At 65.7% G+C, this 16,629-nt stretch carries 23 protein-coding genes and 1 tRNA gene; 14 read left to right on the forward strand and 10 right to left on the reverse strand.

Going from position 1 to position 16,629, the window contains the following annotated elements; all coding sequences use genetic code 11:
* The first annotated feature begins 264 nt into the window (after nt 1-264).
* Genes AC1DC5_RS01140 through AC1DC5_RS01155 form a run of 4 tightly spaced genes read left to right on the forward strand, consistent with a single transcriptional unit; the run spans nt 265 to nt 3,725 of the window.
* Nucleotides 265-1,251, forward strand: a complete 987-nt coding sequence (locus AC1DC5_RS01140) for an ABC transporter substrate-binding protein (RefSeq protein WP_441406881.1) — start codon at nt 265-267, stop codon at nt 1,249-1,251.
* Nucleotides 1,248-2,090: an ABC transporter permease gene (locus AC1DC5_RS01145; protein ID WP_441406882.1), complete on the forward strand. Its 843-nt coding sequence runs from the start codon at nt 1,248-1,250 to the stop codon at nt 2,088-2,090. The genes AC1DC5_RS01140 and AC1DC5_RS01145 overlap by 4 nt, the downstream gene beginning before the upstream one ends.
* Nucleotides 2,087-2,860 carry an ABC transporter permease gene (locus AC1DC5_RS01150; protein ID WP_476863928.1) on the forward strand — a complete coding sequence of 258 codons (774 nt, stop codon included), beginning with the start codon at nt 2,087-2,089 and terminating at the stop codon, nt 2,858-2,860. The genes AC1DC5_RS01145 and AC1DC5_RS01150 overlap by 4 nt, the downstream gene beginning before the upstream one ends.
* Complete coding sequence (locus AC1DC5_RS01155) at nt 2,850-3,725, forward strand: ABC transporter ATP-binding protein (protein ID WP_441406884.1); 876 nt, start codon at nt 2,850-2,852, stop codon at nt 3,723-3,725. The genes AC1DC5_RS01150 and AC1DC5_RS01155 overlap by 11 nt, the downstream gene beginning before the upstream one ends.
* Nucleotides 3,726-3,798: 73 nt before the next feature.
* Here the strand turns inward: AC1DC5_RS01155 and AC1DC5_RS01160 are convergent, their stop codons facing one another.
* Together AC1DC5_RS01160 and AC1DC5_RS01165 are read right to left on the reverse strand one after the other, a co-directional pair.
* Nucleotides 3,799-5,298, reverse strand: coding sequence for a catalase (locus AC1DC5_RS01160; RefSeq protein ID WP_441406885.1), 1,500 nt, complete (start codon nt 5,296-5,298; stop codon nt 3,799-3,801).
* Nucleotides 5,299-5,323: 25 nt separating this feature from the next.
* Nucleotides 5,324-5,791, reverse strand: a complete 468-nt coding sequence (locus AC1DC5_RS01165; RefSeq protein WP_441406886.1) for a Fur family transcriptional regulator — start codon at nt 5,789-5,791, stop codon at nt 5,324-5,326.
* Between the two features lie 128 nt (nt 5,792-5,919).
* Here AC1DC5_RS01165 and AC1DC5_RS01170 point away from each other — a divergent pair, with 128 nt between their 5' ends.
* Nucleotides 5,920-7,191: an MFS transporter gene (locus AC1DC5_RS01170; RefSeq protein WP_476863929.1), complete on the forward strand. Its 1,272-nt coding sequence runs from the start codon at nt 5,920-5,922 to the stop codon at nt 7,189-7,191.
* 49 nt (nt 7,192-7,240) lie between these two features.
* Nucleotides 7,241-8,113, forward strand: a complete 873-nt coding sequence (htpX, locus tag AC1DC5_RS01175) for a zinc metalloprotease HtpX (RefSeq protein ID WP_441406888.1) — start codon at nt 7,241-7,243, stop codon at nt 8,111-8,113.
* 151 nt (nt 8,114-8,264) lie between these two features.
* Here htpX and AC1DC5_RS01180 read toward each other — a convergent pair whose 3' ends face one another.
* Nucleotides 8,265-8,756 (reverse strand): YajQ family cyclic di-GMP-binding protein, encoded by a 492-nt coding sequence (locus AC1DC5_RS01180; protein ID WP_441406889.1) that lies wholly within the window; start codon nt 8,754-8,756, stop codon nt 8,265-8,267.
* 201 nt (nt 8,757-8,957) lie between these two features.
* On the opposite strand from AC1DC5_RS01180, the gene AC1DC5_RS01185 reads away from it, so the two are divergent.
* Both AC1DC5_RS01185 and AC1DC5_RS01190 read left to right on the forward strand, forming a co-directional pair.
* Nucleotides 8,958-9,212, forward strand: coding sequence for a hypothetical protein (locus AC1DC5_RS01185; protein ID WP_441406890.1), 255 nt, complete (start codon nt 8,958-8,960; stop codon nt 9,210-9,212).
* Nucleotides 9,213-9,362: 150 nt separating this feature from the next.
* Nucleotides 9,363-9,444 (forward strand) — tRNA-Tyr (locus AC1DC5_RS01190).
* Between the two features lie 293 nt (nt 9,445-9,737).
* Here AC1DC5_RS01190 and AC1DC5_RS01195 read toward each other — a convergent pair.
* Complete coding sequence (locus AC1DC5_RS01195) at nt 9,738-10,223, reverse strand: tetratricopeptide repeat protein (protein ID WP_441406891.1); 486 nt, start codon at nt 10,221-10,223, stop codon at nt 9,738-9,740.
* Nucleotides 10,224-10,897: 674 nt separating this feature from the next.
* Between AC1DC5_RS01195 and AC1DC5_RS01200 the strand changes: the two genes are divergently transcribed.
* Together AC1DC5_RS01200 and AC1DC5_RS01205 are read left to right on the forward strand one after the other, a co-directional pair.
* On the forward strand, nt 10,898-11,353 hold the full coding sequence (locus AC1DC5_RS01200) for a DUF6325 family protein (RefSeq protein ID WP_441406893.1): 456 nt from the start codon (nt 10,898-10,900) through the stop codon (nt 11,351-11,353).
* A gap of 32 nt (nt 11,354-11,385) precedes the next feature.
* Nucleotides 11,386-11,706, forward strand: coding sequence for an SHOCT domain-containing protein (locus AC1DC5_RS01205; protein ID WP_441406894.1), 321 nt, complete (start codon nt 11,386-11,388; stop codon nt 11,704-11,706).
* A 108-nt stretch (nt 11,707-11,814) separates the two neighbouring features.
* Here AC1DC5_RS01205 and AC1DC5_RS01210 read toward each other — a convergent pair whose 3' ends face one another.
* From AC1DC5_RS01210 to AC1DC5_RS01225, 4 genes are all read right to left on the reverse strand, one after another.
* The gene (locus tag AC1DC5_RS01210; RefSeq protein ID WP_441406895.1) at nt 11,815-12,312 is read right to left on the reverse strand and encodes an SRPBCC family protein; all 498 of its coding nucleotides are present in this window, start codon (nt 12,310-12,312) and stop codon (nt 11,815-11,817) included.
* 13 nt (nt 12,313-12,325) lie between these two features.
* Entirely contained in the window at nt 12,326-12,658 is a 333-nt protein-coding gene (locus AC1DC5_RS01215) for an ArsR/SmtB family transcription factor (RefSeq protein WP_441406896.1), read from the reverse strand.
* Nucleotides 12,659-12,710: 52 nt separating this feature from the next.
* The gene (locus AC1DC5_RS01220; RefSeq protein ID WP_441406897.1) at nt 12,711-12,977 is read right to left on the reverse strand and encodes a hypothetical protein; all 267 of its coding nucleotides are present in this window, start codon (nt 12,975-12,977) and stop codon (nt 12,711-12,713) included.
* Nucleotides 12,978-13,099: 122 nt separating this feature from the next.
* Nucleotides 13,100-13,288 (reverse strand): hypothetical protein, encoded by a 189-nt coding sequence (locus AC1DC5_RS01225; RefSeq protein ID WP_441406898.1) that lies wholly within the window; start codon nt 13,286-13,288, stop codon nt 13,100-13,102.
* A 131-nt stretch (nt 13,289-13,419) separates the two neighbouring features.
* Here AC1DC5_RS01225 and AC1DC5_RS01230 point away from each other — a divergent pair, with 131 nt between their 5' ends.
* Entirely contained in the window at nt 13,420-13,713 is a 294-nt protein-coding gene (locus tag AC1DC5_RS01230) for a hypothetical protein (protein WP_441406899.1), read from the forward strand.
* Between the two features lie 57 nt (nt 13,714-13,770).
* A complete protein-coding gene (locus tag AC1DC5_RS01235) occupies nt 13,771-14,364 on the forward strand; it encodes a DinB family protein (protein ID WP_441406900.1) in 594 nt (197 codons plus the stop codon).
* A gap of 9 nt (nt 14,365-14,373) precedes the next feature.
* Here AC1DC5_RS01235 and AC1DC5_RS01240 read toward each other — a convergent pair whose 3' ends face one another.
* On the reverse strand, nt 14,374-14,733 hold the full coding sequence (locus AC1DC5_RS01240; RefSeq protein WP_441406901.1) for a VOC family protein: 360 nt from the start codon (nt 14,731-14,733) through the stop codon (nt 14,374-14,376).
* A 123-nt stretch (nt 14,734-14,856) separates the two neighbouring features.
* Between AC1DC5_RS01240 and AC1DC5_RS01245 the strand changes: the two genes are divergently transcribed.
* Nucleotides 14,857-15,033, forward strand: a complete 177-nt coding sequence (locus AC1DC5_RS01245; RefSeq protein ID WP_441406902.1) for a DUF1059 domain-containing protein — start codon at nt 14,857-14,859, stop codon at nt 15,031-15,033.
* 68 nt (nt 15,034-15,101) lie between these two features.
* A complete protein-coding gene (locus tag AC1DC5_RS01250) occupies nt 15,102-16,184 on the forward strand; it encodes an EAL domain-containing protein (RefSeq protein WP_441406903.1) in 1,083 nt (360 codons plus the stop codon).
* 6 nt (nt 16,185-16,190) lie between these two features.
* Here AC1DC5_RS01250 and AC1DC5_RS01255 read toward each other — a convergent pair whose 3' ends face one another.
* A complete protein-coding gene (locus tag AC1DC5_RS01255; protein WP_441406904.1) occupies nt 16,191-16,628 on the reverse strand; it encodes a DUF1810 domain-containing protein in 438 nt (145 codons plus the stop codon).
* Between the last annotated feature and the right edge of the window lies 1 nt (nt 16,629).

Here is a 16,629-nt window from a genome sequence, read left to right on the forward strand (position 1 = left end):
CCGCGAGCGTCACAGCCCGTATGTGGACAGACGCGATGACCCCGCAGCGGCAATCCCTGAGGGGGTGTTTCAGCCGGCGCAAACGACGGCTTGCGCCCCGTCGGGAACCCGGCACGCCTGTCTCAGAGCTGTAACGATGCGCCCGTGGTGGTTGACGCCCCAGCATGCCTGAATCAGACTTTATTTTGAACGTCTGTTCGAACAGCGAACATTTTGGGCATGGGGGCCTAATCACTCCCATGTCATGTGCACATAGGAGTGAACATGAAAAGTCGTATTATCGCCGCTCTGGCCGCCGCGTCGGTCCTCGGCCTCTCGGCCTGCGGAAGCGGTTCACCGAGTTCCACCGGCGCTGGCGCCGCTTCCGCCGGAGCCACGGGCAATGCCGGGCTGACTAAAGTCACCGTTGGAGTCATTCCGATCGTCGACTGTGCACCGATCTACCTCGGCGACAAGCAGGGCTTCTTCAAGGAAGAGGGCCTGCAGCTGGACATCCAGACGGCCACCGGTGGTGCCGCGATCGTCCCCGGCGTCGTCAGCGGAAGCTTCGACTTCGCCTTCTCGAACCTGATCTCGGTCACGGTCGCCAAGGACAAGGGCCTCGATTTGAAGTTCGTTGCGAACGGCGCGTCAACCACCGGTGAGGCGGGCAAGGACGTCGGCGGCGTCGTCGTCCCGGCCGGCTCCAGCATCCAGTCCCCGAAGGACCTCGCCGGAAAGACCGTCTCTGTCAACAACCTGTCCAACATCGGTGACACCACCATCAAGTCGGTCATCGAAAAGGACGGCGGCGATGCCAAAAGCGTGAAGTTCGTTGAGGTTGCGTTCCCGGATGCCCCGGCCGCACTGGCCAACAAGCAGGTCGATGCAGCCTGGATCCTCGAGCCCTTCCTCTCCAAGGCAGTGGCAGAAGGCGGCAAGATCGTCTCCTCGAACTTCGTGGGTATGAGCCCGGAACTGGACATTGCCGGCTACTTCACCAAGGCGGACACGATCAAGGGCAAGGCCGAGCTGGCCCAGAAGTTCACCCGCGCCATGAACAAGTCCCTCGAATACGCCCAGGCACACCCGCAGGAAGTCCGGGACATCGTCGGCACGTACACCAAGATCGACGATGCCACCCGCGCCAAGATGATCCTTCCCCGGTACCGCGTTGAATTCAACAAGGACGCCTTCGAAACCCTCGGTGCCGCGGCCGCCAAGTACGGCACGCTGACCAAGGCTCCGAGCGCCGGCGATCTCCTCCCGTGACCTCGGAAACCCTGACCGTCAGCGGTCCCGCCCCCGGCACGGGGCGGGACCGCGGGCGGGTCCGCACACTGCCTGCCAAGCAGCTCCTCGGTGTGGCGGGAATCCTTGGGTTCCTGGCCACCTGGGAGCTGATTCCCCGGGCCGGCATCATCGATGAACGCTATCTCCCGCCGGCCAGCGAAGTCATCGTCGCTCTCCTGCGCGACTTCGGCCTGACGGCATTCTGGGTCTCCGTAGGCGAGACCATGTTCGCCTGGTTCCTGGGCCTGATCATCGCCGTGGCCGCCGCCGTGCTGCTCGGCTTCATCATCGGCTCCAGTGACTTCCTGCGGAAGGCCACAAATTCTACGGTCGAGTTCCTGCGCCCCATCCCTTCGGTGGCGCTGATCCCGCTGGCCGTGCTGCTCTTCGGCGTGAAGATCGAGTCGTCACTGCTCCTGATCGTTTACGCCTCTTTCTGGCAGGTCCTGATCCAGGTCCTGTACGGTGTGGCCGACGTGGACATGGTCGCCAACAACACAGCGAAGACCTACGGCCTGGGCCGGATGGCGCGAATCCGGTACGTCGTATTCCCCACCGCCCTGCCATACCTGATGACCGGAGTCCGGCTCGCCGGCGCCGTTGCCTTGGTCCTGGCCATCACCGCGGAACTCGTGATCGGGTCCCCTGGGCTCGGGCGCGAGATCGCGCTGGCGCAGTCCGGCGGCGCCATTTCCGGCATGTACGCATTGGTCCTGGCCACCGGGCTGATCGGCGTGCTCATCAACATGCTGATGCGCTTCATCGAGAAGAAGACACTGGCCTGGCACTCGTCCGTCCGTTCCGAGGTGATTGTATGAAAGCCCTGAAGAATCTCGGCTACGTCGCGGCGCTGCCCGTCGTGCTGGTCCTGCTCTGGTGGGCCTCCACCCTGGGCGCGGTTAACTTCTTCGTCCCGACCCCGGCCGCGCTGGTCAACAAGTTCGGCGAGGTCTGGTTTAGCCAGCGCTTTTTCACGGATGTGCTGCCCAGCCTCGGCCGTCTGGTGGTCGGCGTGGCCGCGGCGATCGTGATCGGCGTTGTCGGCGGCGTCCTGATCGGCTCGATCAAATGGCTCCGCGCACTGCTGGAGCCCACATTGGAGTTCTTCCGCGCCATTCCGCCGCCGGTGCTGGTGCCGGTGCTGATGCTCCTGATGGGGATCACCGATTCGATGAAGGTCGTCGTCATCATCTCGGGCTGCGTCTGGCCCGTGCTGCTGAACACCATCGAGGGGGTCCGGGCCGTGGATCCGGTTCTCTCCGACTCCAGCCACACCTACGGCATCGACGGCTGGGCGCGCGTCCGGTACTTGGTGCTTCCGTCAGCCAGCCCGCAGATCATGGCCGGCGTGCGCCAGTCCATGTCCTTGGGGCTGATCCTGATGGTCATCTCCGAAATGTTTGCCTCGTCCTCAGGGCTGGGCTTCACCATCGTCCAGTTCCAGCGTTCCTTCGCCATCCCGGAAATGTGGTCCGGCATCGTGGTGCTCGGCCTGCTTGGTGTGGGCATGTCATTCATCTTCCAGTGGGCCGAGCGGAATATCCTGCGCTGGTACCACGGCCAGAAAGAGGTAGAAAATGCAGCCTGACTCAACTCATGAGGCCCCCACGGCGATGCTTTCCGTGCGGGGGCTGAAAAAGGTTTACCAGACCGACGGCGGCGGCGTCGAGGCGGTCCGGGACCTCACCTTCGACCTGCGCGCGGGGGAGTTGGCCTGCCTGGTTGGCCCCTCCGGTTCCGGAAAGACCACGCTCCTGAAGTGCATCTCCGGACTGATGGCCCCGACCGAGGGCGAAGTCCTCCTGAACGGCAATCGGGTGTCCGGCCCGCCGAAGAAGATGGCCGTGGTGTTTCAGGAATACGGCCGCTCGCTCTTCCCATGGATGCGGGTCCGGGACAATGTCGAGTTGCCGCTGAAAAACCAGGGTGTGCCGAAGGCCGAGCGTGACAGGCTGGTCGACGAGGCCCTCGAGGCTGTGGGCCTGTCCCACGTGCCGCGGTCCTACCCCTGGCAGCTCTCGGGAGGAATGCAGCAGCGTGTTGCGATTGCCCGCGCCATTGCCTACCAGCCCGAGGTGCTGCTGATGGACGAGCCGTTCGCGGCGGTGGACGCCCAGACCCGTGCGGATCTGGAAGACCTGATCCGGACAGTTTGGAAGAAGCTGGGCATCACGGTGCTCTTCGTGACCCACGACATCGACGAATCCGTCTACCTCGGTGAGCGCGTCATCATCCTCTCCAGTTCCCCGACAGTGGTGCAGGAGGACGTCGTGATCGACCTCCCGGAGGATCGTGACCAGCTGAATACCCGTTCGCTGCCGCGCTTCACCGAGCTCAGGCACCATGTCTATGAGCAGATCCAGCTCGCCAAAAAGGGCCACCGTCCCGCGGCGGCAGTGGCCCCGGTGCCAGGCTCGACGACGGCCGCGCGCTCAGGCGCCGCGGTCAGCTAGCCACTCTCGGTACGACAAAAGGAACACCCCGCACGGAAATCCGTGCGGGGTGTTCTTTTGCCGCGCCTAGGAATTAGACCTTGTTGGCGGCCTCGGCGTCGGACTCGACCTGGCCGGCACCGAGGTTGGCGCGCAGCTTGGCGCCGAACTCGGCGTCGACGTTGGTCCAGTACTGGATGGCGCGTTCCTTGATGCCGGCGTCCTTGACGCCGCTGACGGCACCGGTGACGGTGTCCAGCAGGCGGGCCTTCTCGCCGTCGTTGAAGACCTCGCGGTACAGCGTGCCGGCCTGGCCGAAGTCGCCGTCCTCGGCGCGCAGGGAGTGCGCGGAGAGGGTGAGCTCGCCGTCGTTCTCCCAGCCGCCGGCCGGGTTCTGCGGCTCGACGGCGGCCGGGCCGCCGACGGAGTTCGGTGCGTAGACCGGAACGGACGGGGCGTTGAAGTGGTAGCGCCCCTGGCCGTCCTGGCTGTAGTTGTTGACCTGGTTCTTGGGCAGGTTGACCGGCAGCTGGGCGTGGTTGGTGCCCACGCGGTAGCGGTGCGCGTCCGCGTAGGAGAAGATGCGGGCCTGCAGCATCTTGTCCGGGGAAGCGGCGATGCCCGGCACGAAGTTCGACGGCGCGAAGGCGGCCTGCTCGATCTGCGCGAAGTAGTTTTCCGGGTTCCGGTTCAGCTCCATGGTGCCGACCTTGATCAGCGGGTAGTCCGCGTGCGGCCACACCTTGGTGAGGTCGAACGGGTTGAAGCGGTACGTCTTGGCGTCCTCGTACGGCATGACCTGAACGTGCAGATCCCAAGACGGGAAGTTGCCGGCGGCAATGTTTTCCTGGAGGTCGCGGATGTAGAAGTCGCCATCAGCGCCGGCCAGGGCCTCGGCCTCGTCGCCGGACATGGACTTGACGCCCTGGTTGGACTTGAAGTGGTACTTGACCCAGAAGCGCTCGCCCTCGGCGTTGATCCACTGGTAGGTGTGCGAGCCGTAGCCCTGCATTTCACGCCAGGAGGCCGGCAGGCCGCGGTCGCCCATGAGCCAGGTGACCTGGTGCGCGGACTCGGGGGACAGGGTCCAGAAGTCCCACTGCATGTCGGCGTCGCGCAGGTGGGTGCCCGGCAGGCGCTTCTGCGAGTGGATGAAGTCCGGGAACTTGATGCCGTCGCGGATGAAGAACACCGGGGTGTTGTTGCCGACGAGGTCGTAGTTGCCCTCGGTGGTGTAGAACTTCACGGCGAAACCGCGGGGGTCGCGCCAGGTGTCGGGGGAGCCTGCCTCGCCGGCGACGGAGGAGAAGCGGATGAGCATCTCCGTCTCGGTGCCCGGCTGGAACAGTGCGGCCTTGGTGTACTTCGAGACGTCCTCGGAGGTGGTGAAGGTACCGAAGGCGCCGCCGCCCTTGGCGTGGACCACGCGCTCCGGCACACGCTCGCGGTTGAACTGCGCCAGCTTTTCGATCAGGTAGTGGTCGGTGAGGATGATCGCGCCGTCGGCGCCGACGGACTGCGAGTGGGCATCGGAAGTGACCGGGGCACCGGACTGTGTCGTGGACACGGCGGGCGCAGAGATGTGCTGAGTCATCTTTCTCCTAATTTGTTGTTTCTACTTAATTACGTTCGGCGGGAAGTTTTTGCGTGCGCTGGCAGTCCTGGCAGATGCCCTGGTACAGCACGTCCGCGATCTGGATGGTCATCGGCCTGGAGTCCTGGTCCCAGTGCGGGGTCAGGCACGGAGCGTGGCCGACGGCGCATTCGACGTCCTCCACCCTGCCGCAGCTGATGCAGACAGCATGGTGGTGGTTGTCGCCCACCCTCGTCTCGTACAGGGCGGGGGAGTGCGGCGGCTCAAAGCGGCGCAGCATTTGCAGATCGGTCAGATCGTTCAGGACCACATAGACGGACTGCGCCGTCAGTTCGGGAAGATCCCGGCGGGCGGTGGCGAGGATGTGCTCGGCGGGGGAATGCGGCTGGTGCTCGACGGCGGCCAGCACCGCCAGCCGCTGTTTCGTCACCCGGCGGCCGTGGGCACGCAGGGCCGCAGCCCATGCTTCGTGAGTGCCCGTCGAATCCGTCATGCACCCATTCAAGCACTTATTGTGAGTCAATCATAATAAGGTCCGGCTAATGACACCGCCGCAATGCTGCCGGGTCTGCGCGCCACCTGCGTCTCATCAGGCCCACACGCCCCACTAGAGTGTCCCGGGTGGGGAAATATCTGGCGGACATCACGCCCTTGCGCGAGAGTCCGGCATTCCGCCGCCTGTGGCTGGGGTCCGCTGTCGCTGCTCTGGGCAGCCAGCTGACCCTGGTCGCCGTGAGCCTGGAGGTCTACCGGCTCACCCAGGACAGCCTCTATGTGGGACTGTTGAGCATTTTCGCCCTCGTCCCGCTGGTCTTCGGCGGCCTGCTGGGCGGCTCGATCGCGGACGCCCACGACCGCCGCAAAGTGGCGCTCCTGGCTTCCTCGGTGCTGTGGCTGACCACCGCCTGCCTCGCCCTGCAGGCCTGGCTGCAGCTGGGCAACGTCTGGGTGCTGTACGTCCTGGTTGCGGTGCAGAGCGGCGCGCAGGCCATCAACCAGCCGGCCCGCAGCGCCATCATCCCGCTGCTGGTCCGCAAGGAGCTCCTGCCGGCCGCCAACGCCCTGAGCATGATCAGTTTCGGCCTTACGCTGACCGCAGGTCCGCTGGTGGCGGGGCTGCTGGTGGCCACGGTCGGGTTCGCCTGGACCTACACGATCGACGTCGGCACCTTCGCGTTCGCGTTGTGGGCGCTGCTGAAGCTTCCCCCCATGCCGCCGGGGGAACATGCGCGGCCGGCGGGACTGCGGTCCGTCGTCGAAGGCTTCCGCTTCCTCGGCACGCGCCCCAACCTGCGGATGACCTTCATCATCGACCTCGTCGCGATGATCTTCGCCCAGCCCCGGGCGCTGCTGCCCGCGATCGGCGCGGTGATGATCGGCGGCGGCGAGGCCACAGTGGGGATCCTGCTCGCCTCCACCGCCGTCGGCGCGTTCCTGGCAGGGCTTTTCTCGGGGCCGCTGGGGGCGGTCCGGCGGCAGGGGACCGCCGTCGTCTGGTCCGTGATGGGCTGGGGCGCCTCGATCGCCGGCCTCGGCCTCGTCGTTGTGCTCGCGGGGAAATCCGGGGCCGACGGCGTCACGTGGTGGCTGCTGCCCGCCGCCGTGTGTTGCGGGCTGGCCGGAATCGCCGACTCCGTCAGTGCCGTCTTCCGCACCACGATCCTGCAGGCCTCCACGCCGGACCATCTTCGCGGCCGCCTGCAGGGCGTGTTCATCGTGGTGGTGGCCGGCGGACCCAGGGTGGGGGACATGCTCGCCGGTGGTGGGACTAAAATTCTGAGTGAAGGCTGGGTCCTGCTTTTGGGCGGTCTTTTGTGCATCGCGGTGGCCTGGGCCGTGGCGCACTGGCAGTCGGGCTTCCTGAAGTACGACGCGCGGAACCCGGTGCCGTAGCGGAACGTTTTCCGGGTGTGGGTCCACAGCGGGACGACTTGGAGGAACAGTGCATCAGCATCACAACGGACTGAAGACCGCGGCCCTTTTCGGAGTGCTGTGGGCAGTGCTCCTGGGCCTCGGCGCGCTGATGGCCTCCAGCCTGGGCAGTTCCGCGCCGATCTGGATCATGGCGCTGGTCGGCGTCGCCACCACGGCCTACGGCTACTGGAACAGTGACAAGATCGCCATCCGGTCCATGCAGGCTTATCCCGTGACAGAGGCCGAAGCGCCCCAGCTCCACCAGATCGTCCGGGAGCTCTCCGCCACGGCGCAGCAGCCGATGCCGCGAATCTACCTCTCGCCCACGATGGCCCCGAACGCCTTCGCCACCGGCCGGAACCCGCAGAACGCCGCCGTGTGCTGCACCGAGGGCATCCTCCGGCTGCTCGACGCCCGGGAACTCCGCGGCGTGCTGGGCCACGAGCTGATGCACGTCTACAACCGGGACATCCTGACCTCGTCCGTCGCTGCCGCCGTCGCCGGCGTCATCACCTCGGTGGCGCAGATGTTCCTGATCTTCGGCGGCGGCGGGGACCGGCGCAACGCCAACCCGATCGCCGCGATTGCCATGGCGCTGCTGGCGCCGTTTGCCGCCTCGCTGATCCAGATGGCGATCTCCCGGACCAGGGAGTTCGACGCCGACGAGGACGGTTCCAAGCTCACGGGGGACCCGCTGGCGCTCGCCTCAGCCCTGCGCAAGATCGAGCAGGGCGTGCAGCTCGCGCCGCTGCCGCAGGACCAGCGGCTGGTCAACGCCTCGCACCTGATGATCGCGAACCCGTTCCGCGCCGGCGGTGTCGCGAAAATGTTCTCGACGCATCCGCCGATGAGTGAGCGCATCGGCAGGCTGGAGCGGATGGCCGGCCGGCCGCTGGGGTAGTTCGGCGGTTACGGGGTGCATCCGTCCGGGGGCGCTTTCTGCTACCGACGCGCAGGTGGATCCATGACGCGCAAAGGGCTGCCGACGCGGGTATCCCCGGTGCGACAGCCCTTTAGTGCAGCGTCAGGAAATTTGAGCCGCGGAGGCGCGGCTAGCTGCGGAAGTTCACGAACTGGAGGTCGGCCTCGTCGAAGCCCTTCAGCAGGTTCATGGTCTCCTGGAGATCGTCGCGGGACTTGGACGTCACGCGGAGTTCGTCGCCCTGGATCTGCGACTTGACGGACTTGGGCCCTTCGTCGCGGATGAGCTTGTTGATCTTCTTGGCGAGGTCCTGGGCGATGCCCTCCTTGATGGTGGCCTCGAGCCGGAACTCCTTGCCGGACGGGTAGGGCTCGCCCGTGTCCAGGGACTTCAGGGAGATGCCGCGGCGGATGAGCTTGGACTGCAGCACGTCCAGGACGGCGAGCACCCGCTCCTCGGAGTTGGCCTTCATGAGGATCTTCTCGCCGCTGAAATCGACCTCGGCGCCGACGCCCTTGAAGTCGTAGCGCTGGACCAGCTCCTTCTGCGCCTGGTTCAGCGCGTTGGCGACTTCCTGCTTGTCTACCTTGCTGACGACGTCGAATGTGGATTCGCCTGCCATGACTGTCCTCCTGATGGTTGGGGGTGTGCCCGGTGAAGGGCCATCGTGTCTGCAATCCAGCCTAGTACGGATGCCCTGGTTGTGATGGTCGGCGGGGCGTTGTCCCGTTCACAGTCCGCTCAAAGCTGAGTCAGGGCGGGAACGAAGATTCGCCCGGCAGAGTTGCAGGAGTTGGAAGAGTCGCTCGAAAGGTACAAATCCATGCAGCACAAGGCCGTCCGTTATGTCATCCGTTCCACCGCTGCCGCCGCGGGCGGATTCGCGACGGCCGCGACGTCCGTGGCGGCGGCCACGCTGGCGGCCTCGATCATCTTCAGCCCCGCCGCTGACGCCTCCTCGAGGCTGGACGGGGTCCACGCCGATCTGGCGCGCGCCGTGCAGCTGAACCAGATCACGGAGGAGCAAGCCGCGAAGTTCGAGTCCAAACTTGCCGGCCGCATCCTTGGAGATGCCTGAATTTCCGGGCTTCTTGATGCCACAGAGCGCCGATTCGATTCTTCGGCGGAAGTTCTGTAAAGTTGTCTTGCCCGCGGTTACTGGAAGCGGAACGGACTGGAAACAGGCGTTCTGAAGACGGAAGCCGCGAGTGATCTTCTTTTGAAGTTCGGCAGATTACCCGAGCGGCCAAAGGGGGCTGACTGTAAATCAGCTGGCAACGCCTACGGGGGTTCGAATCCCTCATCTGCCACCCTTGGAAAAGCCTCCGGAACCATCAGGTTCCGGAGGCTTTTTCTTTGCCCTCTGAAGGGTTGTGCATGCAGGTCAGTGCGGATCGGCGCCGCATACGCGCCCGGATCTGCCCTTAGGCATCGCGTGAGTCACCCCGCGCGCTGAAGCCGACGGGCGCTATGCAAACGGCTGCGGCCGGGGGCACGTTGACACGGACACGCCGCGGACACAGAACCCTAAAGCCGGAATGGTGTTCAATCCCGCCCCCGACGGCGGGCGGCATTCTTCGGAGCGCCCCGTCGGCTCCGAGCCCTAGTCTTCAGTCAGGAGTCTCGCGTAGTTCGCCATGGAGCGCTGATACCGGGGCAGGTGGGGGATGAGGGCTTCGAGCGCGACACGGAGGGCCTCATCGTGCCGGCCGGCGTCCCGGAGGGCCAGGGCCCTTACTGCGCTGGGTGCCCCGCCCAGCGCGTGTGGATCGGCGCGGGAGAGAATTTTCAGCGCCTCGTCGGGATGGCCGAGTGCCCGCTGCGAGCTGGCCATCTGCACATGGGCGCGGGTGTGCCGGACGGGGTCCAGCCCGGCAGCCAGCCCCGCCTCGTAAAACGCGACAGCGCTGGCGGTCCGGCCGGTGGAATCGCGGATGCAGGCGCGTTCAAAATGTGCCCGGCCGTCCGACGCGGGCGAGGCGGCTGCGAGCCCGTCAAGCTCGTCAAGGATGTCCTCCCCATCCCCCGGCGATGCTTCGAAAGCCGTCCAGAAGTCGGCGATACGGCGTTCCCACTCGTCAATCGTCATGTGCAGATCCTACGTGGGCCCAGTGACCGGACCAGCCGGCTCCTGGCACCGTCCTTGGTCTGGTCGAATCCGGGCGGTTGCCTCCCTAACTCTGTGCCACGTGCTTAGCTGGAATCTCAGCGTAATGGCCGAGCGGGCCACCGATGACTCACCGTGCCCGGCGCAATCACCCATCTGCGGCATGACGACTACTGGCGCAACCGCACCGTGGCCGCACTCGCAGACTCCGGACACCTGTCCGGCGACTACCTCACTACCGGATTGGTTGGGGCGGCTGTGGTGGCCGACCCCGCTGTGCGCCGGTCCCGCCAGCTCGCCGATCCGAGCGTCAAACCTGACTCTTGCCAGCCTGCCGGCACCGTCACGCCGGACGGTTGTGGGCTCACCCGAAAGGGATGATGCGGCGGACGTTCGTTGGCGATGTAGTGGTCCCAGGAACACCCTGCTGAGAATCACATCTGCCTGCTATTCGGCCGGGCGTGGGACAGGAAGTACAAGAAGCATCACCATGACCCGGCAGCAACGCACCCTGAAGGGAGGCCGTCCAGGGCACGACAGGACCGGCTGCCCGCCGCGGGAATCACCCGACGGGGGTGGTTACCGCCCAGCACACAAAGTCCAGACTAAGACGAGCGCGCCGGACAGTGCGCTCGAACCAGAACGGAGGAATGCCAGTGACAACCACACCGGAAACCGAGGCCCACGGGCCGGTCGACTTCGTGCTCCTCGAGTTCCCCATGGCAGGGCTGACGGGCCGGGCAAGTGAGGAACTCATACGGCTCGTCGAGGAGGGTGTGATCAGGCTCTTCGATCTGCTCGTCGTCATGAAGAACGAGGACGGCACCGTGGAGGTGCTTGAGCTCACTGACCCAGGCGGTCCCGCGGAGGCGTTCTCATACTTCGACGGCGCGCACTCCGGAATTCTCGGCGACGAGGAAATCGCGGAAGCGGCAGACGCGATCCTCCCCGGGAGCCTCGCCGCGCTCATCGTTTACGAGAACATCTGGGCGGCACCTTTTGTGGCGGCTGTTCGCGAGAGCGGGGGCGAGCTCGTCGCGAGCACGCGGATCCCTGCCCCAGACGTGATGGCGGCGCTGGAGGCCCTCGAGGCCGAGTCACCCGTTGCCTGACCCACAAGACGCCACGCGAGAGGAGAAAGATTATGGGACTGCTTAGGGGTATGGCCCGGACAGCAGTGGTTGCCGGGACGGCATCTGCCGTCAGCGGCCGCGTCCAGCGCAGGCAGGCTTCCAAGTTCGCCGAGAAGGATGCCGCGACCGCGGCCAAGCAGCAGGAGGCCTACGATGCCCAGATGGCCCAGCAGCAACCCGTTTACGAGCAGCCGGCTCCACCCCCGCCCGCCGGCGGAGGTATCTCAAACGACGCCATCCAGCAGCTCAAAGAGCTCGCCGCGCTGAAGGAGCAGGGCATTCTCACGGAACAGGAGTTCGGGGCGCAGAAGGCGAAGATTCTCGCCGGGTAGTCACGTCGGGTAGTGCTATGACCCGAGAAAACACCCCCGCACCGGCCAGGGAAGGCACGTGCGGGGGTGTTTCCTCGCGAGTCTGCAGCCGGCACGGACCGGCTGCATTCAGCGGACGTTGGACCCGGCGAGGATGGCGTCGATCTGGCCCAGGGCCTGCTTTATCCCCTCTTCCATGCCCATGGCGAGGACCTGCTCCAGCGCATCGGCGGAGTCAAAGGTCGACACCATGGTCATCCGGGTGCGGTCGCCCACCGCCTCGAGCCTCATCACGGCATGGCTCGTGCCCATCGCGGGAATCGGATCGCCGTTCTCGTCGGCGAAACCGTCGTCGAACTCCAGGCGGTGTGGCGCCTCGATGGCGGTAAACCGCCACCAGCCCCGGCTCTTCTCGCCTTCGGGCCCGGTCATGTAGTAGCTGGCCTTGCCTCCGGACACGAAGTCGTGGCCGTCGAAGGTCGCGGGCCAGGTGGGTGGCCCCCACCAGCGCTCAAGCTGGCGCGGATCTTCCCAGACCTGCCAGACGCGCTCGACTCCCGCGTCGAACTCGGCGACGACGGTGAGGCTCAGGGTCTCGGCGTTTTTCTGCGAACTGATAACGGTCATAACGGAACTCTTCCTATCCCTCTGCGAGAATGTCGGCGATCCGGTCGGCCCGCTGCCGCCAGATCGTTTCGTAGTCATCGAGCAGCCGTCGGGCGCGTTGTAGGCCATCGTGGTGGGCCCGCACGATCTGCTCCCGTCCGCGCTTCTCCTTCGTAACGAGGGAGGCACGCTCCAGCACCGCCACGTGCTTTTGTACGGCGGCGAAACTCATGGCGTAGTGCTCTGCCAGCCCTGACACCGAATACTCGCCGGCAGTCACCCGCGTGACAATGTCCCGGCGGGTGGCGTCGGCGAACGCCTGGAACAGGCGGTCAATGTCGGCATCCCTCAACTGATCTACAACCATTTGGTTGTAGAATAATCCGCCCGTTCCGCCGTGTCAATGGGCTGCTGAGAGGCTATTTGCCCATGCCGGGGTGCACAGCAACGAACTCGATCTTGTTCGTGGGCTGCACCGTCTTTTTCGGCGCCCGGGAGAATCCCTTTGCGTCCAAGTGATTCCCCGCCCGGTACACGGCCATGGCCTCGTCATAGATCGCGTTGAGCCGCTGGCCGGAGAACTCCTCCGAGGATCCGTCGTTAAAGGTGACGGAAACGACGGCGGTGCCGGGGAAGTGCCGCTTCATGCGAATGAAGCCTTCGTCGTCCTGCTGGAGACTGATCAATGTGGTCCTGCCTTCGCTGTGGGGGACTTCCAGTCTCCCCCACGTTCACCGGTGTGTCCGCAGGGCAGGTGGCCGGTCGCGCGGAAGGCCCCTCGTGGAGGAGCCTTCCGTTGGTTTCCGGGCTATACCCTCTCGCGGGTCCGGCCGGCCTGCGCCGGATCCTCGACCGTGAATTCCCTGCTGCGGCGGGGGAAGGCCCAGAACTTGAAGTCAGGCGTTTCCGCCCGGGGCTCCGGGCGCGCCTTCGGTTCCTTTGCTTCATCCTTCTTGATGTCCCGCCGGAATTCCCTGTTGTACTGATAGCACATCACTGACCTCCTTATCGTGACTGCCACTTAATCCTCCTCCCCATCCCGCCCGGCGTCGATACCTTGCCCGGGCCTTCCGCTTTGGCTGGGGAACCGGTTTACTGAACCCTGACCGACACAATGGAGGGGGAACCATGAAGTCCAAGGGAACATGGCAGATCGCGGTGGGAAGCGCAGCCCTGGCCGCCACACTTTTTGTCCTGCCGACGCCGCTGTTTCAGGTGACTTCCGGCGTGGCCGATGCCGGAGCGACGGGTCTTTTCATTCTCGGGCTGGCGCTGCTGGCAGGCGGGCTGGGAATTCTTGGCTACGGGTTGTTCCGGCGTTCCCGCAATCTGAACACGGCGCGGAGCTACGCCACCAGGGAGCCGTCTTCACTGGACGAGGACCGTCCCGTCAACCCGCATGCGCTCCCCAAGACATTCTGAGCGGTTCCTCCGCTGACGTGACCTGGTCCCGAACGATCCTTCGGTAGAGTGCGCGTCATGGATGACAAAGCGATTCTGCACAGCTACCTGCGCACCCGGCGCGCCGACCTGCTCGGCAAGCTCGACGGGCTCAGCGAATACGACGTCCGACGGCCGATGACGCCGACCGGGACCAACCTGCTGGGTCTGGTCAAGCACGTGGCAAGCGTTGAACTCGGATACTTCGGCGACGTCTTCGGCCGGCCCAGCGGTGTGGAACTGCCGTGGTTCGCTGATGACGCGGCACCGGATGCCGACCTGTGGGTGACCGCTGACGAAACGCGGGAACAGATCATCGGACTGCACCGGCTCTCGGCAGCGCACAGCGATGCGACGATCGACGCGCTCCCGCTCGACGCCCCCGGACAGGTCCCGTGGTGGGCAGGGGAGCGGCGGCACGTGACCCTGCAGCAGATTCTGGTGCACATGTGCGTCGAAACGGCCCATCACCTCGGCCACGCCGATATCCTGCGCGAACTCATTGACCGGACGGCCGGCCAGCGCCCCGACGACCCCAACCTCTCCCAGCGGACCCCGGACGAATGGGCAGCCCACTGCGCCGCCATTGAAACTGCGGCCCGGCAGGCTTCGACGCCGGGGGACCGGCCCTAGCCTGGCGGGCTACGGGCGCGCGGTGTCCACCACGCAGAAGCGGTTGCCCTCGGGATCGGCCAGGATGACGTAGTCCGCATCCGCGGGACGCTTGCTCCATTCCACGCGGGTCGCGCCCAGGCGCAGCAGCCGGTCCACATCGCGCGTCTGCTGCTCCGAATAGAGGTCGAGGTGGATTCGGGGCGGGATCTGGACCTGGGCGGGGACGCGGTCCAGGGAGACATTGGGGCCGGGCCCATCCCTTGGCCCGAGGACAACGAAGTCTTCTTCGGGAGGCCGCCGCGGCACGTAGTCCAGAGCAGCCGTCCAGAAGTCCAGTTGGCGCTGGAGGTCATCAACACGGATGACGATGGAGCCAATCCTGATCATGGAGTCAAAGTACACCGCCGCAGCCGCCCACAACACCCGGTGGCCGATGGGCGGATATCGCCGGATTCCAGCCGGTAGCGCAGTAGGGTGGTGCACGTTCGCCGTCGAATATAAGGAGCCTTAGTGAAATCGTTTGCATGTGGTGACGTAGTGCCCGGTTGTGAAGCCAAATGGGTTTGCAGCACGGAAGATGAAATCCTGGTCAATGTCGCCGCCCACGCTGCGTCCGTGCATGGCCTGGTGGAACTGCCGGCCGAAGTGGTCCAGTCAGTCCACAAAGCAATCGTTCCGGTTAGTTGAGCAGTCCCGCGGCAGGCGGGTCAGCGTCCAGCGCCGGAGTGCCTCCGGGCCCGGAATGGGAAGAGCGCTTGGCGGCCGCCTGCCGCGGTGAAGGCCTGGCCGCGGCCTACCAGCCGATCGTCGACACGGCTCGTGGCACGGTAGTGGGCTACGAAGCTCTGGCACGCTTCCCGGGCCACGCCGAGAAGAACCCAGAAGTGTGGTTCTCGGCTGCGCGGGCCCATGGGCGATCCGCGGAACTGGAATCGGCGGCTCTGCGGACTGCGCTCGCAGCCCGCTCCACCTTGCCGCCCAACTGCTTCCTGACCCTCAACGTCTCACCCGAACTGCTGGCCACCGAGGAGATCCGGAGCGTATGGCGGAACGAGGGGAGCCTGGGCGGGATCGTCGTCGAACTCACCGAGCAGACCCCCATCGATTCCTACGTTGGGCTGGAACCGGACCTAAACCAGCTGCGTGCCGCCGGGGCGCTGATTGCCGTCGACGACGCCGGGGCCGGCTATGCGGGACTGCGGCACCTACTGTCGTTGCGTCCCTCGCTGATCAAGATCGACCGTGAACTGATCCAGGATGTGGACCGCGACGAGGCCAAGCGCGCGCTGATCGAGATGCTCGGCACTTTTGCCGGCAGGGTCGATGCGTGGATCCTCGCCGAGGGCGTGGAGCGCGTGGAGGAACTCGATGCGCTGGTCTCCCTCGGGGTCCCGCTGGTGCAGGGCTACTACCTGGCCCGGCCCGCGCCGTCGTGGGCCGGCATTGACCTGGACCTGGCCCACCGGCTCGCCTCGAAACCGCCGGTGACCCACAAGGCCGTCATCCGCGACGTCCTCGAAACCGCGACGACGGCCACCACCGCCGCGCTCGCCGCGGAAGCCTTCGCCCGGAACGCGGCGCTCCAGTCGGTGGTTCTGATCGGAGACCATCTCCGGCCTGTTGCTGTGCTGGACCCCGTCGCCGCTGGCCTGGGCATGGTGAGCCCGGGGATGCGCGTGAACCTGGACACCCCGCTGAGCGAGGCGCTGGCCCGGTCCATGACCCGCGCCGCGTCCAGCCGGTTTGAGCCACTTTTGGTGACGGATAACGCCGGCCGCTACGCCGGCGTCGCCCGCATGGAGCGGATGATTACCGCGATTGCGGCGCCGGGCGGGTAGCCCGGGTCAGTCCGGTCCGGCAAGAAGCCGGTCTGTGGCCGCATCGGGCAGCCCCGCGAAGTACTTGGTGAGAACCGTCCCGAACATGCTCTGCTGCGGGTCCGCCCGGAGGAAGAGCGTCATTGAGGAGTGCAACTTCCGTTCGTCGATGCCACCGAATATCTGCCCCGCGGTGCTGCCCTCGAGTCCGGCCACGACCCCGGCGCATTCAACCAGCCGAGGACCCAGCACCGCGTGCCGCAGGTAGGCTTGCGCTTCATCCATTCCGGTGACGGCATACTTCCGGGCGGTGGGGCTTTGCCCGAGGCCGGCGATCTGGGGGAATACGAACCACATCCAGTGGGTGCGCTTGGCACCTCCCCGGAGTTCGTCGAGGGCGCGCTGGTAGGTTGCGCCTGCGTCCTGGGCCAGGACGAACCGTTCCAGATTGTAAATGTCATCCACT

Source organism: Arthrobacter sp. 10L424, from assembly GCF_056395325.1.

Coding starts and splice junctions, on each gene's coding strand:
- AC1DC5_RS01140 (WP_441406881.1), top strand. CDS start 265: ATGAAAAGTCGTATTATCGCCGCTCTGGCCGCCGCGTCGGTCCTCGGC.
- AC1DC5_RS01150 (WP_476863928.1), top strand. CDS start 2,087: ATGAAAGCCCTGAAGAATCTCGGCTACGTCGCGGCGCTGCCCGTCGTG.
- AC1DC5_RS01155 (WP_441406884.1), top strand. CDS start 2,850: ATGCAGCCTGACTCAACTCATGAGGCCCCCACGGCGATGCTTTCCGTG.
- AC1DC5_RS01160 (WP_441406885.1), bottom strand. CDS start 5,298: ATGACTCAGCACATCTCTGCGCCCGCCGTGTCCACGACACAGTCCGGT.
- AC1DC5_RS01165 (WP_441406886.1), bottom strand. CDS start 5,791: ATGACGGATTCGACGGGCACTCACGAAGCATGGGCTGCGGCCCTGCGT.
- AC1DC5_RS01180 (WP_441406889.1), bottom strand. CDS start 8,756: ATGGCAGGCGAATCCACATTCGACGTCGTCAGCAAGGTAGACAAGCAG.
- AC1DC5_RS01185 (WP_441406890.1), top strand. CDS start 8,958: ATGCAGCACAAGGCCGTCCGTTATGTCATCCGTTCCACCGCTGCCGCC.
- AC1DC5_RS01195 (WP_441406891.1), bottom strand. CDS start 10,223: ATGACGATTGACGAGTGGGAACGCCGTATCGCCGACTTCTGGACGGCT.
- AC1DC5_RS01205 (WP_441406894.1), top strand. CDS start 11,386: ATGGGACTGCTTAGGGGTATGGCCCGGACAGCAGTGGTTGCCGGGACG.
- AC1DC5_RS01210 (WP_441406895.1), bottom strand. CDS start 12,312: ATGACCGTTATCAGTTCGCAGAAAAACGCCGAGACCCTGAGCCTCACC.
- AC1DC5_RS01215 (WP_441406896.1), bottom strand. CDS start 12,658: ATGGTTGTAGATCAGTTGAGGGATGCCGACATTGACCGCCTGTTCCAG.
- AC1DC5_RS01230 (WP_441406899.1), top strand. CDS start 13,420: ATGAAGTCCAAGGGAACATGGCAGATCGCGGTGGGAAGCGCAGCCCTG.
- AC1DC5_RS01235 (WP_441406900.1), top strand. CDS start 13,771: ATGGATGACAAAGCGATTCTGCACAGCTACCTGCGCACCCGGCGCGCC.
- AC1DC5_RS01240 (WP_441406901.1), bottom strand. CDS start 14,733: ATGATCAGGATTGGCTCCATCGTCATCCGTGTTGATGACCTCCAGCGC.